Annotated in this window: 11 protein-coding genes; 6 read left to right on the top strand and 5 right to left on the bottom strand. The window is 39.6% G+C overall.

Features of this window, described 5'->3' with window-relative positions; translation table 11 throughout:
- Window positions 1–360 precede the first annotated feature (360 nt).
- The 4 genes from QZ735_RS12160 to QZ735_RS12145 all read right to left on the bottom strand — a co-directional run bounded on the left by QZ735_RS12160 (window position 361) and on the right by QZ735_RS12145 (window position 6,206).
- Window positions 361–996: a response regulator transcription factor gene (locus QZ735_RS12160; RefSeq protein WP_294248759.1), complete on the bottom strand. Its 636-nt coding sequence runs from the start codon at window positions 994–996 to the stop codon at window positions 361–363.
- Window positions 989–3,991 carry an ATP-binding protein gene (locus QZ735_RS12155; protein ID WP_294248756.1) on the bottom strand — a complete coding sequence of 1,001 codons (3,003 nt, stop codon included), beginning with the start codon at window positions 3,989–3,991 and terminating at the stop codon, window positions 989–991. The genes QZ735_RS12160 and QZ735_RS12155 overlap by 8 nt, the downstream gene beginning before the upstream one ends.
- Before the next feature lie 288 nt (window positions 3,992–4,279).
- Entirely contained in the window at window positions 4,280–5,239 is a 960-nt protein-coding gene (locus QZ735_RS12150) for a hypothetical protein (RefSeq protein WP_294248753.1), read from the bottom strand.
- 13 nt (window positions 5,240–5,252) lie between these two features.
- The gene (locus QZ735_RS12145; RefSeq protein WP_294248750.1) at window positions 5,253–6,206 is read right to left on the bottom strand and encodes a C-type lectin domain-containing protein; all 954 of its coding nucleotides are present in this window, start codon (window positions 6,204–6,206) and stop codon (window positions 5,253–5,255) included.
- A 708-nt stretch (window positions 6,207–6,914) separates the two neighbouring features.
- Between QZ735_RS12145 and QZ735_RS12140 the strand changes: the two genes are divergently transcribed.
- Genes QZ735_RS12140 through QZ735_RS12115 form a run of 6 tightly spaced genes read left to right on the top strand, consistent with a single transcriptional unit; the run spans window position 6,915 to window position 17,017 of the window.
- The gene (locus tag QZ735_RS12140; protein WP_294248747.1) at window positions 6,915–9,974 is read left to right on the top strand and encodes a type I restriction endonuclease; all 3,060 of its coding nucleotides are present in this window, start codon (window positions 6,915–6,917) and stop codon (window positions 9,972–9,974) included.
- Between the two features lie 6 nt (window positions 9,975–9,980).
- On the top strand, window positions 9,981–11,597 hold the full coding sequence (locus QZ735_RS12135) for a class I SAM-dependent DNA methyltransferase (protein ID WP_294248744.1): 1,617 nt from the start codon (window positions 9,981–9,983) through the stop codon (window positions 11,595–11,597).
- Window positions 11,590–13,035, top strand: a complete 1,446-nt coding sequence (locus QZ735_RS12130) for a restriction endonuclease subunit S (RefSeq protein ID WP_294248741.1) — start codon at window positions 11,590–11,592, stop codon at window positions 13,033–13,035. The genes QZ735_RS12135 and QZ735_RS12130 overlap by 8 nt, the downstream gene beginning before the upstream one ends.
- A complete protein-coding gene (locus QZ735_RS12125) occupies window positions 13,016–13,609 on the top strand; it encodes an ImmA/IrrE family metallo-endopeptidase (protein WP_294248739.1) in 594 nt (197 codons plus the stop codon). Before QZ735_RS12130 ends, QZ735_RS12125 begins: the two co-directional genes overlap by 20 nt.
- Window positions 13,610–13,649: 40 nt before the next feature.
- Window positions 13,650–15,617 carry an AAA family ATPase gene (locus QZ735_RS12120; RefSeq protein WP_294248735.1) on the top strand — a complete coding sequence of 656 codons (1,968 nt, stop codon included), beginning with the start codon at window positions 13,650–13,652 and terminating at the stop codon, window positions 15,615–15,617.
- Window positions 15,617–17,017 carry a restriction endonuclease gene (locus tag QZ735_RS12115; protein WP_294248734.1) on the top strand — a complete coding sequence of 467 codons (1,401 nt, stop codon included), beginning with the start codon at window positions 15,617–15,619 and terminating at the stop codon, window positions 17,015–17,017. The genes QZ735_RS12120 and QZ735_RS12115 overlap by 1 nt, the downstream gene beginning before the upstream one ends.
- 44 nt (window positions 17,018–17,061) lie before the next feature.
- Here the strand turns inward: QZ735_RS12115 and QZ735_RS12110 are convergent.
- Window positions 17,062–17,405, bottom strand: a 344-nt coding sequence (locus QZ735_RS12110) for an XRE family transcriptional regulator (protein WP_294248731.1), incomplete at its 5' end; no start/stop codon positions are given.

The raw sequence follows: 17,405 nt of genomic DNA, 5'->3' as shown, positions 1-17,405 counted from the left end.
GCCTGAGGTTCCCGAAGGCGGAGGGTGGCTTCGGGAGTCTCAGCCACCGTGTTAAGCAGTGTAGATGTTTAAGTTTGTAAAGATCCGATGCCTGAGGTTCCCGAAGGCGGAGAGTGGCTTCGAGAGCCTCAGCCACCGTGTTAAGTAGTGTAGATGTTTAAGTTTGTGAAGATCCGATGCCTGAGGTTCCCGAAGGCGGAGGGTGGCTTCGAGAGCCTCAGCCACCGTGTCAAGTATCGAATGTTGTTAAGTTTGTAAAGATCCGATGCCTGAGGTTCTCGAAGGCGGAGGGTGGCTTCGGGAGTTTTAAAATGAGGGTATTCATAAAAGTGCTGTGCAGAATTTTTTAAAAAAGATATTTTACGTTTTTCCCCCGGAAAATTTTTCATGCATCCGGATCAGGTCTACGATGTTGGTGGTCCCCAGTTTGGTATAGATCCTCTTTTTGTAGGTGCTGATGGTGGGCATCTGGATGTTCAGGATGTTGGAAATCTCCAGATTGCCTTCGCCCCGGGTCATCAGGCTGAAGATCTGGTATTCCCGGGCCGATAATTTTTCCACGGGACTGGGCTGTGAGGATTCGGCATTGGTCTTGAGCAGGTACCGGGTGATTCCGGCCGGATAGTAATAGCCGTCGCAGAGGACTTTTTCCACGGCTTCCGAAATTTCTTCTATCCTGCTGAGTTTATTCAGGTAACCGTCGGCGCCCTCCTGCATATACTGAAGGGCAACAGCTTCATCATGGGCGGAGAAAATCAGTATTTTCACGCGGGGGCTCATCTGCTTTATTTCCGGGATCATCTTCTGGTTTTTACTGCCGGGCATATTGATATCCAGGATGATAAGGTCATATTCCTGCCGGCCGATTTTCTCAATGACCTGGGGATAGTTTCTGGCCGTATCGATAAGGATATCCTTGATGTGGGCTTCGAGAATCAGGCTTGTTCCTGTGACCACAATGTCATGGTCATCAGCAATCAGTATTTTTTTACTCATAGTTTGTCGTTTTTAAAGTAATGGTGAAGACGGTACCGGAAGGTTGGTTATGATCTATCCCAATGTTTGCGTGCAGGATATGGATCAGCTGCAGCACGAGGTGAAGGCCCATGCCATATTGCTGGAGCAGCAGTTTTTCACTGTCTATATTCTGATGCAGTGAGGTGTAGTATTCGATCTGTGCCGGGCTCATCCCGCAGCCGGTATCGGCAATGGTAATAACGGTGCTGTCCTGCAGGTCACCGGCACTGATGATGATGCAGCCGTCCCGGGTATATTTTACAGCGTTGTCGATAAGGTTATGGACAACCACCGAAAAGGTGTTCCTGTTGATAGTGAGAAGGATACCGGGAGGCACCCGGTTGATGATCGCGGTATTGGAAGTATCTGCGATCTCATTAAAAAGTCTCCTTTTTTCTTCGATAAGCGCATGCAATGCATACGGTTCCTTTTCATGGCTTCTGTGGTTGCTGTAAATATCGGCATATTCCCTCAGGGTCAGGGTGAAATGATACAGCTGGCTGGAGGATTTATAGATGGAGGTCAGGATCCTGCGGAGCCTTTCTTTATCATCGGTTTCATGATCCAGCATATCCTGAACGGTGTGGGCCACAAATTTGATGGGCGTGGTGATGTCATGGGTAATGGTGCCGATCAGCTTTTTCTGCTGTTCGATTTCGTTCTTCAGCTGGTTTTTCGTCATTTCCAGGCGTTCCACCGTTACGGAAAGTTTCCTGGTGCGCGCCTCTATGATATCTTCAAGGATCTGGTTTTTGGAGCGTAACATGCGTGTCCGTATCCTGATCAGCAGGATGACCAGCAGGATGATGGCCAGGGCGCAGAGGAACTTGAAAAGGAAAGTCTGGTAAAAATAGGGAATCACACGGATGCAGATCTGCCTGTAGGTAAAGGTATCATGATCCGAAGTGAGCATTCTCAGGGTGAAAATGTGGTTTCCGTAAGGCAGGTTGGAAATGGAAAACTTCATATCGGGTTCCAGGTTTTCCCACCGGTTATTTTTCCCCCGGTTAAGCTGTACGGTGACGTTGCTGCGGTTGGCGAAATAGGGGACATCCACAAAAATATCTGCTTTCTGTACTGTTTGTTCCAGCGTGAGATTTCCGGAGAACCGGATCTTTTTTCCGTCGGCTATTCCTCTTTCCACATAAAAGTTTTCAGGATAAAGGCTTTTGGTTTCCAGCGGATTGAAGAAGACCAGCCCGTTTAACGAAGGCAGGACAAAATCGCCGTCCGGCAGCCTGCTTCCGCAGATGTTGCTTCCGCCGTTGAATTCGTTTGTATTGAAGCCTGCATCTTTGGCATACCTGTAATAGCGGACTTCCGTATTCCGGTTCCCTGCATAACGAAGCAGTTTCTCCGCCCTGATTTTATACAGTCCGTTATTGGTGGGGATCCAGAAAAAGCGGTGGCTGTCTTCCATCAGCGTATGCGGTGACAGCAGGTTCTGATCCGGATCGGCAGGCATCCGGATCAGCTGATCGTTTTTCATCAGGTAGAAGCCGTTGCCGAGTGTTGTGATCCAGAGATTCCCGTCACTGCTCCGGATGATATTCCTTACAAAAAGATGCTTACGGGGAGCGATCCTTTTTTTTTCAAAGGTTTTCAGCGAAATCCTTTCCAGTCCGTCGATGGTCCCTACCAGCAGTGACTGGCCGCTTTTAAACAGTTTCGTAGGCTCGTGGGCCAGCGGGATTTTCTTTGCTATGGTACGGAACGACTGATCCCGGTATACGATCAGGCTGCCCCCTGGGGATTCCCTGCGGCTGGGCCGGGTCAGCGCATAATACCGTTTGCGGTCATACAGAAAATCCACGAACGTGGTATTGGACTGCTGTACTGATCTGCGTTGGGTATAAGCGGTGGTCTGCAGGTAGCAGTAAAGCCTGCCCGAATCCTGTACTATGATATTCCTTTCATGGTCGTATGCCATGAAATACGGGCTGTCAGTATCAAATTTCTTTGTATCAAGCATTCCGTTTCTGCTGCAGACTTCGCCTTGCGGCGTGATGACCTGCGAGTTGCCGTAAGGAAGGGCAGCATAGAAAACACTCCCGGAACCGGTTTTCTTTTTGGTGGAAACAAACTGTTTGAAACTTAAGATCCGCAGTCCGTCAATACTGCTTCCCAGATACAGCTGGCGGCTGGTGCGGTCATGGTAAATGCAGGTAAGGTATTCCGGATCGAGCGTATCCAGGCCAGCCAGCCTGATGGTTCTGAACCGGCCTTCCTGAAAGGTGAGGCTGTAGATGCTGCGCTTGTTGACAATAAATACGCTGTTGTTCACCTGGCTCCATATGATGGTACTGCCGGGATCCGAAAGGAGGGGAACGTCATAGGTATCCCGGATCCTGCCTTTCACAATACTGCTGATCTTTTTCAAGGCATGATCGATATGGTACAGCCTGTCGTTAAGGGTGAAAACCGTTATTTTCCTGTTGAATACGGTATTGAGCTTCAGTGTCCGGTCTTTTGGCAGGCAGGCATGAGTATAGGTTAAGGAAGAGTCTTTGATAAAATAGTTTCCTTCCTTCAATTTCAGATAGAAGGGGACGCCCTGCTGTGCATGGTAATTGTAACATACGGGTGCCGGCCCTTTGTACGGATGGCCATCCGGCCTGTACCTGAAACCGAAGCCTCTGGAATCTCTAAGGACCCTGGCCGTTCTTCTGTGGAGGAGCACGGTATAACGGCCGGAGCCGGCTGCAATACTGTCCGTTGCCCGGTTCCCGTAAAAAAAAGTAAAGCGCTGGCTGCCGACAGGAAAATCCTTGTATAATAAAAAAGTAAGCCCGTCATAGCGCACGATACCGTTTTCCGTCGTCAGCCAGATAAATCCGTACCGGTCCTTTACCATGTCTTTTACGCTGTTCTGGGGCAGGCCGTTGTCTGTGGTGTAATGACTGATGGTGTATTGCTGACTATTGACCGGCAGGCAGCAAGACAGGCAGAAAAGAAAAAGTAATTTAGTAAACAACACTGTATTTTTGTGCAATATTACAGTAATTTGATACCATATTTTTATAGGCTGATCTCTTTTTGATCAAAAAGCTGTATTTCTTCAGAGGGGTATTCATGAAAATAGTGTTTTTCCCGGTGTCTGTGTATAGATAGGATCCTGGTCCGCTAAAAAAAATAAAAGTTACAGAGGCAGGACCGGATGATCCGCTTTCTGTAACTTTTCATTACGTTGCAGGAATGTGGAATGCCATATTCCACAGGACCCGGCTTATATAGTTACATTGTGTTCAGGATAGCAGGGGAATTACTGCTGGAATTCTACCAGGAAACCATTGACATTCGTGATGTTGGAAGGATAGTCATTCCAGGGATGGGGTGAGGTATAGCTGCCGATCGTAACCGCAGAAACGTCATTTTTTGCCCAGGTATGGACAAATCCTTCCCCGGAGCCAAAATTGTTGGGTTCGCCCGGGGCAAACCAGTTGGCTTTCCTTACGGCGCCTGTTCCTCCCGTGCTATATGTACTTTTGGGCTGCTCGCCGGTAATCCATTTCATTTCCGGGTCCGGTACCAGCCCGGGTCCGGCATACCATGAAAATTTAACGTATCCTATCCATGCCTTCTGGCTGTCAAAAGCCGGATTGTTCGAGAGCAGGTTCTGTTCCGTATGCTGCCATTCGTCATCGGTGGTAAAGGTGGCCAGGTAGCCGCCCATGTTTTTGGCGGCATTGTAGGCATCAAACCAGCTGATCCCGCCGTTTCCCACATAGGCGGTGTAGGTGTGGCCGTTTACATTATAGGTCGTGACCGCCTGTTTGGTATAGGTAAAGCCTCCGATGGAAAGGGTAGCCGGTGCCCCGGCTGCCGTAGCGGTCTTGCCTGGCGTATAGCCCAGGATATTGGGATCTACGGCTGCTGAAAAGCTGACGACGGTGGCCGTCAGGATTTCGCCCAGGCTTCTCCAGACACTGCCGTCGAAATAATAGCATCCTGCTGCAGTAATATTGGCTGTTTTGGTATCCGGTGAGGACGGGACTGAGGTTACGTAGACCATGGATCCGGTCTGCTGCGCGGTATACTGTGCCCCTCCACTTTTGATCTGGTCTCCCGAAAGACGCGGAATCAGGATTCCTTCCGCGGAAGTCCCGTCGGTCTTCAGGGCGCTAACATCCAGGGTAGCAAGCGGTGCGTTGTTACCGATACCCATCTGGGCATATGCTGAAAAGCTGAGCGCTGACAGCGCAAAGAATAGTATTTTTTTCATGTTTTCCCTGTATTTACTGCTGGAATTCTACCAGGAATCCGGACTGGTTCCCCGGGTTGGCCACCACGTCGTTCCACGGATGGGTAGACGTATAATTATTGTATACCTTGGTCAAATTGTCGTTTTTGCGGGTGATCTGGACAAACCCTTCGCCGTTGCCTGAAGGCTGGTTGGCGGCGAACCAGTTGGACTTCCGCACTGCTGAGGCGCCGCCTGCGCTGTAATCGTGGAGCGGCTGCTCGCCGGTGATCCATTTTTCTTCCGGATCCGGAGTGAGGGCCGGCCCTGCGAACCATGAGAATTTGGAAAACCCGATCCAGGCATACTGGCTGTTGTAGGCCGTATTGTTCAGCAGGTTGGCTTCTATATGTTGCCATTCCCCGTCTGAGGTGAAGGTGGAAAGGTATCCGCCCATTGCTTTTACGGCATCGTAGGCATTGTACCAGGTAATACCAGAGGAAGCAGCGGAATAGGCCGCATAGCTGTGACCGTTGTAGGTGGTGATCCCGGTTCTCGTGCAGACAATCCCGTTGACCGTTACCGTGGCCGGAGCATTGCCGGATGCCGTTGCCGTTGTGCTGGGAACGTAGCCCAGGATATTGGGATCGATGATGGAGCTTACGCTCAGGGTCGTGGTGGTGCTTTGTGCGCCCATGCCGCTCCAGACGGAACCGTCAAAATAGTAATAGCCGGGTGCCGTTACCTTGGCGGTTTTCGTAGTGGCGGTGGCCGGCGCTGCCGTGACGTAGACAATCACTCCGGCCAGGGCAGAGGTGTACTGGGCATCGGCGTTGGCCAGCTGGGTTCCGGTAAGCCTTGGGGCAATGACCCCTTCAGGACTGGTACCATTGGTGTTCTTCGCGGTGATGTCAAGGGTAGCCCTCGGCGTCTGCGTGTTAATTCCTACCTGCGCTCCGATGACAGAGAAATACCCTAATGAGGCGGCGGCAAATAATTTTCTTCTCATTGTTGCAATTAATTATAAGAGGTTTTTGTTTTTATAGAGGGCTGCTTACTGACTCATTTTATTTTATTTCATTTCATATCACTTCACATCACTTTACTTCATTCCATTTACCTCATTTCTCTTTCCTGCATCCCATGGCCTGTTTCCCTGCAGTTCCGGGCCGATCAGATCCGGTCTGCCTCCGCTTCTGCCTGTCTTCTCTGTCCGTAAGCATGGCGCAAAATTATTTAATACACCGCCATTGGAAAAAAGAATGTTGTAGAAATAAAATGTCAGGCTTGTAGAAATATTTCTACAAAAATCATTTGCATCCGTATTTTTATCCTCCTCATTTACAGCGTGAAGGATACTGATTGCCGGAGTGGCTTCGGGTATCTCAGCCACCGGGTGGAATAGCGGAAACCATTAGGTTGTAAAAGTAAGATGCCTGAGGTTCCTGAAGGCGGAGGGTGTGGCTTCGAGTGCCTCAGCCTCCGGATGGAGTAGCGGAAGCCATTAAGGTTGTAAAGGTACGATGCTAACTTTATGAGAGGTATCAGATTATGTATGTTCTAAAAATATGTTTAAAACCAATCGTGATTTATAAATCATAAAATCACTAAAATAAGATATAAATTTAATCAATAATTCATATTTGGTTGAAATTTTTAACTATATCAAATATCTGCAGCATTTTTTAGTTATATTTGAAAGTTATAATAACTAATAATGTTTAACGAAGATTCGAGAGTTAAAATTCCGGCTATATTGCATTTGTGCAGATTGGGGTATATCTATATCCCAAAAAGTGAACAGGAAAGACTGGAAGAGAATAATATATTTACAGAAATTTTTAAACGTTCTATTCCTAAAATTAATAATGGGATATCAGAAGATGATATAGACCGTTTATTAATTGATGTTTCTTTAAAACTTAAAGATGATGATTTAGGGAGGGAATTCTTCAGAAGCTTAATAAATACTTCAGGCCTAAGACTTATTGATTTTGAGAATTTTAGTAATAATGAATTTCATGTTACTACAGAACTGACTTATCGAAAGGGTGATGAAGAATTCAGACCGGATATCACGGTTTTAATTAATGGAATGCCATTGGTTTTTATTGAGGTTAAAAAACCAAACAATAGAGAAGGCGTCATTGCAGAGAGAAATAGAATCAATAAAAGATTTGCTTTAAAAGATTTCAGAGCATTTACCAACATCACTCAACTCATGTTATTTTCAAATAATATGGAGTATGAAGATGGAGTAGTTGAGCCTGTAATGGGAGCTTATTATGCAACACCTTCTAAGGATGGAGTAATGTTCAATTACTTCCGTGAAGAAGAGCTGCTGAATTACACCCGTCTTCTTAAATCTGAGAGTGAAGAATTAGAAAATTTCATTCTTAAAGACAATAATATCGTTGCGATCAAATATACAGATGAGTTTAAAATCAATAAGAATTACGAAACGCCAACCAACCGAATTATTACTTCTCTGCTTTCAAGAGAACGGCTGGCTTTCTTTTTACAATTCGGGATTACCTACGTTGAGCGGACTAATAGAGAAGGCAAAATTGTTATTGAAAAACATATTATGCGTTATCCCCAGTTTTTTGCTTCTAAGGCTATTGCGCAGAAACTGGATGAAGGAATAAAAAAAGGAATCATTTGGCATACACAAGGTAGCGGTAAAACGGCATTGGCATATTACAATGTAAAATATCTTACTGATTATTACCAGAAGAAAAATACAATTGCTAAATTTTATTTTATTGTAGACCGGATAGATTTGGCAATACAGTCACAAACAGAGTTCCGTTCAAGAGGATTATCGGTGAAAATGGTTAATTCCCGAACCGAATTTATTCAGGATATTAAAAAAGCAAGCGCCATTTTAAACAGTAGCGGAGAGCAGGAAATAACAATAGTGAATATTCAGAAGTTTTCTGATGACAGCACCGTTTTAGAATCTTTCGATTACGATTTAAACATTCAGAGAATTTATTTCATCGATGAAGCACACAGAAGCTACAATCCTAAAGGGAATTATTTAATCAATCTCCTGCGCTCAGATAAAGATGCGGTTAAAATTGCCTTAACCGGAACTCCTCTATTAAAGGAAGTTGCCAAAGATTATGATTCCAAAGCTTTATTTGGAGAATATATTCATAAATATTACTATAACCGTTCTATTGCTGATGGTTATACATTGAGACTGATCAGGGAAGGTATTGCCACCACATACAAAATGCAGATGCAGGATGTAATGGAGCAGATAAAAATACTGAAAGGTGAGATTTCCAAAAGCGAAATTTTTGCTCATCCTAAATTTGCCGAAACCATGCTGGAGTACATTCTGAATGACTTAAACGATTTCAGGAAAAAAGACGATACCATTGGAGGAATGGTGGTTTGCGACACATCGGAGCAGGCGAGGGAACTCTTTCATCAGTTTGAAAAAATCTATGGAAAACAGGAATTCGATTATACAGTAGTACGCGAAGAACGAGCTAAATACGGAAACAAAACTCCTTTAAAGGCCAGTCTTATCTTACATGATGTTAACTCGAAAGATATCAGGAAACAGGAGATTGAAGCTTTTAAAAACGGAGATATCGACCTGTTATTTGTGTACAATATGTTGCTTACGGGTTTTGACGCACCTCGTCTTAAAAAATTATATCTGGCAAGAGTCGTGAAGAATCACAATTTATTACAGACTCTGACACGGGTAAACCGGCCGTATAAAAAACACCGCTTTGGCTTTGTAGTTGATTTTGCAGACATCACCAAAGAGTTTAAAGAAACTAACGAAAATTATTTCCAGGAGTTGCAGCAGGAATTGGGTGATGAAATGCAGAATTACAGCAACCTTTTCAAATCCAGAGAAGAAATAGAACATGATGTACTGGAAATCAAGGAAAAGCTATTTCAGTATGATATAAAAAATGCTGAAAATTTCCGTCTGCAAATGGATGAAATTAAAGATAAAAAGCATTTGACGGAACTCATCAAAGCATTACAAAATGCCAGAGAACTGAAAAATATCATTCGTTTGCAGGGAGATGATGAATTGCTTGATCTTTTAGATTTCTACAAACTTAATCAATTACTGAAAGAAGTTCAGAGAAGAATGGATACCTTAAATTTGATTGAGAGCATCAATGATGAAACGGATAATACCAACCTTATCAATACGGCTTTAGAAGATATTTTCTTCCAGTTTACCAAGGTTTCAGAGGAAGAAATGATTTTAGCAGATCAGCTCAGAAATCAGTTGAGGCAAACACGTGAAGAACTGCAACGAAATATCGATCTTGCAGATCCTGAGTTTGTTACTTTACGGGAAGAACTGGAGCGTATATTTAAAAATAAAAATCTGGACGAAGTCAACCAGGAAGACATGCGGGATAACATCCATGTCTTAAGCAGGATATACAGTGAGGTAAAGGAACTAAACCGTAAAAATGCTTTGCTGAGAACAAAATATGAAAACGACGAAAAGTACACCAGAATCCATAAAAGATTGGTAGATTATCCGGCGCTGAATGCTAAAGAAATACAAATTTATGAAGCTTTATTGGGAACTAAAACGGTAATAGACGATATTTGCCTCCGCAATATAGAACTGGTGAAAAATGAAACCTATTTCAATCAGGAAGTAATGAGCATTGTGATACAGCAATTCATAGATTCCCAACGCATGAACCTGGATTTTGACACCACGAAAAATATTAATGATCTTATTGTGAAAGAATATAAACAACAATATACCCACAGTTAAAAAGAAATGACGGAGATACAGTTTATCACGCAGACCAAAACCTTAATAGACGGACTAAAAAGTGTTTGCGCAAACTATGGATTAGGAAATGATGCCAGCGAATTCAATATTATTTCACAGGTATTTCTCTACAAATACCTCAATGACAAATTTATATACGAAGCAAAAAAAATAGAACCTGAATTGTCTCAGGCAGAAGATTTTCAGTCGGCCTATGAAAACCTTCCAGATCATAAGAAGCAGTTTCTTCTGGCCAGAATAGGAAATAAAGCGGCTAAACTTCAGCCGGAACAGCTGATTGCTTACCTGTTCAACAATTCTAACCAGCCCAATTTCGGAGAAGCTATTTTTGACGGTACCTTAAGAACCATCAGCGCAGAAAACATAGATATTTATTCGGTGAGTTCTGCCACTGGCGTAAAAGATAAAATGTTTGATGATATCAGCTTTTTTATAAGAGATGCTTCCCAGCGTGATGCTTTTTGCCGCGCTTTACTCAACAAACTAGTGAACGTAAGTTTTGAAAAAATGTTTACTGAGAAATATGATTTCTTTGCCACGATTTTTGAATATCTGATTAAAGATTACAACAGCGACAGTGGCGGTAAATATGCTGAGTATTATACGCCTCACGCCGTAGCAAGAATTATGGCGGCGATCTTGGTAAACGGTGAAGCGAATAATGCCAAAGTTTATGATCCCAGTGCGGGATCCGGAACATTGCTGATGAATATTGCCCACGCCATCGGTGAAAAAAACTGTACCATTTATTCGGAAGATATTTCTCAAAAGTCTGCAAATATGTTGCGATTAAATTTAATTCTGAATAACCTTCAGCACTCGATCCCGAATATCATTAAAGGAAACACCATTTTACAGCCGGCCCATCTTGACCGGAAGTTTGATTATATTGTTTCCAATCCTCCGTTTAAACTGGATTTTTCAGATTATCAGGCAGACCTTACCAAAGACAGTTTTAAAGAAAGATTTTTTGCAGGCGTTCCTAAGATTCCAAACAAGGATAAAGATAAAATGGCGATTTACCTCTTGTTTATTCAGCACATTATGTACAGTTTGGATACCAAAGGTAAAGCTGCAATTGTTGTTCCTACAGGATTTATCACGGCACAAAGCGGGATTGAAAGAAAAATACGGGAATCACTAATAGAACGCAACTGGCTGCGCGGCGTGGTAAGTATGCCGAGCAATATTTTTGCGAGTACTGGAACCAATGTTTCTATTGTATTTATAGATAAAGAAGCTGACAGCGAAAAGATAGTTTTGGTAGATGCTTCCAAACTGGGAAAAACTATTAAAGAAGGTAAAAACCAAAAAACCGTTCTTGAACAAGAAGAAGAACAACGCATTATTGATGCCATGAACCAAAAGAATGCAGAGGACGATTTTTCGGTAGTGGTAACCAAAGAAGAAGTGATCGCTAAAAATTACAGCTTTTCTGCGGGGCAATATTTTGAGGTAAAGATAGAATATGTAGAAATTACTGCAGAAGAATTTGCACAGAAAATGCAAACATATGAAAGCAATCTCAGTCAATTGTTTGCAGGAGGAAATGAGTTGGATAAGAAAATTTTGGAGAATTTAAAAGGGTTGAAGTATGAGTAAATGGAATAAAATATCTATTGGTGAATTTATAGATTTTAATCCTTCTGAATCTATTAAAAAGGGCACAATTGCCAGAAAAATTCCCATGGACAAATTAGGAACTTTTCAAAGAAAAATTAATGGCTCTGAATTATCAGAATATTCTTCAGGTCCAAAATTTAGAAATGGAGACACATTAGTTGCTAAAATTACACCTTGTTTGGAAAATGGTAAAACAGCTTTGGTTGATATTCTAAGTGATAAGGAAGTTGCTTTTGGTTCTTCTGAATTTATTGTTTTAAGAGAAAATAAGAATTCATATAAAAAGTTTATTTACTATCTATCAAGAAGTCCTTTATTTCGCAATAAAGCAATTTCTTGTATGGAAGGTACTTCTGGAAGAAAAAGAGTAAATGAAGGAGCTTTGAAAACTCAAGAAATATTAGTTCCCGATTTACCCACCCAACAAAAAATAGCCTCAGTATTATCCGCTTTAGATGATAAAATAGAACTCAACAACCTTATTAATGCAGAACTGGAAGCGATGGCAAAAACGCTGTATGATTATTGGTTTGTACAGTTTGATTTTCCGGTTTCCGGTACCTTGGCTTCGACTCCGCTCAGCCAACAATCGGTAGCCGAGAGTAGCCGAGGCTACAAATCTTCCGGCGGAAAAATGGTGTACAACGAAACGCTGAAAAGAGAAATTCCTGAAGGGTGGGAGGTGAAAAATTTATTTGAAGTTTGTAATGTGCAATATGGCTTTCCATTTAGTACAGAATATTTTAACGAAGTAGGAAATGGTATTCCTGTCATTAGAATTAGGGATATTATTGAAAATAGTGTAAGTAATTATTCTACAGAAAAAAATATTGACTCTAAATATGAAATTTTGAAAGGTGATTTACTTATAGGAATGGATGGTAATTTCCATATTAATTATTGGACAAAAAATAATTGTTATTTAAATCAACGAGTTGTAAAACTAACCGAAAAAGAGTTACCTAATATTTTTTTGAGATACCAAATAGAGCCTTATATAAAAGCTCGAGAAGCATCTGTTTCAAGAACAACCGTTGGACATTTAAGTGATAAGGACTTAAAAGCTATAAATATTTTAGTTCCACCTAAAGAAATAAAACTAAAAATTAAGAATATTTATAGTAATACTTTAAATAAAATAATAACAAATAAAGAACAAAACCAAGAACTCTCTGCATTACGAGATTGGCTTTTGCCTATGCTGATGAACGGGCAGGTGAAGGTGGGAGAAGCAGAAAAGCAAGTTTTGGGAATGGTTGCGAAATCAGACACATCCTATAATAGATCTTCTCAAAAAAATGATGATGAACTTTTTGAAGTATGGCTAAAAGAGGAAAAATTAGCGGCAAGAGGTGATATAGATCGAGCTACATTACGAGAATTGTTTGATGCAATGGATGATGAAGACAAATATTGAAATAGAAACAACAGCAAATTCTATTTTGTCAAAATATGTCAAAAAAGGAGGAGTTTATAAAGTATTTCAAGAAATAATGCATTCTGAAAAAATTAAATATAAAGAAGTAAATTCTAAAAATACGGATTTTGTTGGAGCATTAACTAAAAATAAAGATCAAGCTTATATTTTCGTTAATAAAGATATTGATAATATTGGACGCAAGCATTTTACCATTGCTCACGAATTAGGACACTATTTTTTGCTACATAACTTGCATAACAATTTAGGTTTTTGTAAAAATAATGATATTGTTGAAGAGGAATATCAAGAAAATACTATTGAAAGAGAAGCTAATTATTTTGCAAGTTGTTTTTTAATGCCGGAGGAAAAAGTAAAATCTGCATTTTTAATCATCTTAGAAAATCGCAGTAGAAAGAAAATCAAAGATTTTCTGTTAGTCAAAAATGATTATACTTTCGGAATTTGGCTATTAATCCGAGATGAGCTTACCAAACGTTATGGGGTGTCGGAAGCTGCTTTGCGTTATCGTTTGCAGTATTTGAAGTTGGCAAGGTTTGAGTTTGAAAAATAAGTGATTTTCTATTAAAAAACTATTAACTAAATATTATAAAATGAAATTTTACTCTTGTAGTGTAGGTGAAAAAGGCAAAGGCTATGACGAAGAAAATCTCAATAGAATTGTTGAAAAAAAAGCATTCATTCTTCACGAAAACACTCCACAAAAAGGTACTTATAATGCAATTAAAAAAGGCGATATTCTGTTACTTAAATACAGAAGTCACTTTATTGCGTACGGTAAAGCAAATGAATTATTTACTTCTGATGATGAAGAGTGGAATCTTACAGCTCCTGTTGAAGAATGGTATTTTTTTGATGAAAGTAATAAAGAAAGAGGTATTCATATATACGGTATGAAAGAGGCTACTTTAAGTGGTAGTCAATATGGTACAGTAAAACCTTTACACCATACCTTTTCATTCAATACAATTAAAAGAATCAATAAAAACACAGATTTGTTTACGTCAATAATGTCTGAGATGAATAAAATGGATACGAAAGAAATACTTGATATTTTAAAATACAAAAAACAGATTATTTTACAAGGTCCTCCAGGAACTGGCAAAACTCGAGAAGCAAAGTTAATAGCAAAAGAGTTGATTAGTAATAATTCTAAAATTTCAGAAAACAATATATTTTCTTTTTTCACAATTAATCAAGAAATATCAGCAAGAAAAGAATCAACAAAATATATTATAAAAGAAATCAATCAAGATTCAATTTTACTATCTACGAATGGTGAAGATAGATCTCCCACTAGGAAACAAATATACGATTCATATATTGGGAAATTATGGGAGAAAAGTAGTGAAGAAAGAAAAAGTAATACTTTATCTTACGCTGACGCTTTAGCAAAAAACTTATTCAATAGATTTAATGATTTAAAGAATGACCATCAAATTAAACTCATACAATTTCACCCAAGCTATACTTACGAAGATTTTGTAAGAGGAATTGTAGCAGAATCAAAAGGTGAAAAAATTGAATATAGAAATGTAAATAAGACTTTGGGTGAGTTTGCAGAACTGGCTTTGAAAAACTATCATAAATCAACCAAATCAGATAGTATATTGTCTAAGAATGAGTGGGTAAATGAACAGTTTGATAAATTTGTAGAAACTGTACAATCTAAAATTGATGATACAGGCGAATATAGATTGACGGATAAAGTTAAACTATTTGATATTGATGAATCTGCTTTTTACTATACAGGAGATTCTTGGTTTGATTCTGCGAAACACAGAATGAAATTCAGTGATATTAAGGAAGCTTTCTTAATTGATCCAGTGGACAAAAAAGAATTTAAAGCATTGGCGACTATCTCTGGTTCAGCAAAACAGCATTATGGCTATTATTACAAAGTATTTTCAGACTTTAAGAATTCTATTACAAAAAAGTTTGAAGAAGTTGATACAGCTATTAGAGAGCCTGAAAATTTTGTATTAATAATAGACGAAATTAACCGTGCAAACTTATCTTCTGTTCTTGGAGAATTAATTTACGCATTAGAATATCGTGGTGAAGAAGTTGATAGTATGTATTTGGTAGACGATTCATTAACGAAAAACAAAATTGTACTTCCACCAAACCTCTATATCATCGGAACCATGAACACTGCAGATCGGAGTGTAGGACATATCGATTATGCTATTAGAAGAAGATTTGCTTTTGTTGAGGTTTTGCCGAAAGAATTGGAAGATGATAAAATTATATTTCATCAAGATTGGTTTAGAAAAGTAAGTGAACTTTTTATTGAAAATTATGATGAGTATATAGCTGACGAAAAAGTTGCCCTTAAACGAGCTAAAACTCTTTCAGGAGAATTCAGACCTGAAGATGTCTGGATTGGTCATTCATATTTTATCCAAAAGAAGTTGGAAAATGGTAACCTGGAACCAGATGATTTTAGGATTCGAGTTGATTATGAAATTAAACCCATTCTTTTAGAATATGTAAAAGATGGAGTTCTTACGGGGAAAGTTGGGGCATTAGCTGTAGAAGATCATATCAAATCTATGTGATGGGCATCTTTCTAAAAGAACATATTCAACTAAAAGTTTCTTTTTCTGATGATTTTAAGAAAGAAGATATTATCGAACCACGTAGATTTAAAACAGAGCGTGGTAAACATTATCATTGTTTTTCTTACCATTTTTCCGAAGGTGAAATTGCAATTCACTCTGATTATTTTGTAGGAATAGATTGGTTAACTAAAAGCAGATTTGTAAATGTCGAACCGAAGTTAAATGTAGACATCACAGAAACTTTTGAAGATGCAATTGAGACTGAACGTGAAAATTTGTCTGACGAAGAAGTTTTATACTTTAATCAGATATCGCAAAAAATTCTAGAATCAGAGAATTCTGTTAAAGAAATTAATATCATTGCCATGTTGATGGAAATTATGTCGCACAGCGAAGTGGAAAAACAAACAGATACTTTATTACTGATAGATTGGAATGCAGCAGAGATTGAAATTAAACAAAAACAAGATTTGCTGACTCCATTTTTGATAGTCAAATTTCTAAAATTTCTTCAGGATATTGCAAGAAAAGGACTTAAAAAATCATATTACAAGATTCAGGAAAACCTAAAAAACAGAATGAAAGGCAAAATTCTGGTTGGGCAACAAATCAAACAGAATATTTTTAAGAATCGTTTTACCAACACCGTATGCGAATATCAGGTCTTTGGAGAAGACTCTCTCGAAAACCGCTTTTTGAAAAAAGTGTTTTTATTTTGTACACAATATGTTGAAAACAATAAATATTATTTCAGAAATAAAAATGATATTTCGGAGATTATAAATTTCATTCGTCCGGCTTTTGAGAATGTGGGTTCAGAGGTTGATTTGCAGGATATTAAACATTTAAAATACAATCCATTTTTCAAAGAATACAAAGATGCTATCAAAGTAGGGCAACAGATTTTAAAAAGATTTTCATACAATATCACTAAAACGACTGCCGAGAAAATATCAACTCCTCCTTTCTGGATTGATATGCCTAAAATGTTTGAACTGTATGTTTATGCAAAGTTTTTGGAAGATAATCCAAGTTTATCATCTTCTCATTTTAATTATCAGTTTTCTACGCATGGTAATGCTCTTGATTTTTTAATTAGTACGGACAATGACAAAATTGTAGTTGATGCCAAGTATAAACTCAAGTATAATTACAGTCAGATTCACGAAGATATAAGACAAGTTGCAGGATATGCAAGATTGAATAAAGTTAGAAAAGAAGTAGGCTATAGCGGTAATGAAGAAATACCATGCTTGATCATTTATCCAAAGCCGGCGGGCAGTAAAGCTAATAGCAAATTAGAAATCGATAAGTTACTTATTGATGATAATAGAATAAGTGCTTATCATCAGGTTTATAAAATAGGAATTGACCTACCCCTAATCGATCATGTATAGTTTTACCCGTAAAAACAAATCCTGAGACCACGCTCAGGATTCATCTATTTATCTTTTATCAACATCTCCATCAATCGAATCTGCTCATCCTTAGCCTTAATCAACTCCGCATTCAGCCGCTTAATCTCCTCCAAAGCTTCAATCCATTTTTCGATGGGATTAAAATTGAAAGTGGAGTTAGGATTTCCCACACAGGCATTATCACCGAAAGTATTGGAGATAATATTAATCGCCTGCTCCTCATCAAAATTCTGAAACGCCTCTACGGGAATGTTCAGGACTTCGGAGATCTTTTGCAGCAGGGCTTCTTCCACGACGCTTTTCTGTTCGAGGAGGGAGATTTTCTTCTGGTTCCAGTCTTCGCCGAGGTCGAAGGCGAGGGCTTCCT

Source organism: uncultured Chryseobacterium sp. (genome assembly GCF_913776365.1).
GTDB lineage: Bacteria > Bacteroidota > Bacteroidia > Flavobacteriales > Weeksellaceae > Chryseobacterium.
The sequence above is the reverse complement of the archived record's forward strand: the minus strand, read 5'-3'. Positions and strand labels throughout refer to the sequence as shown.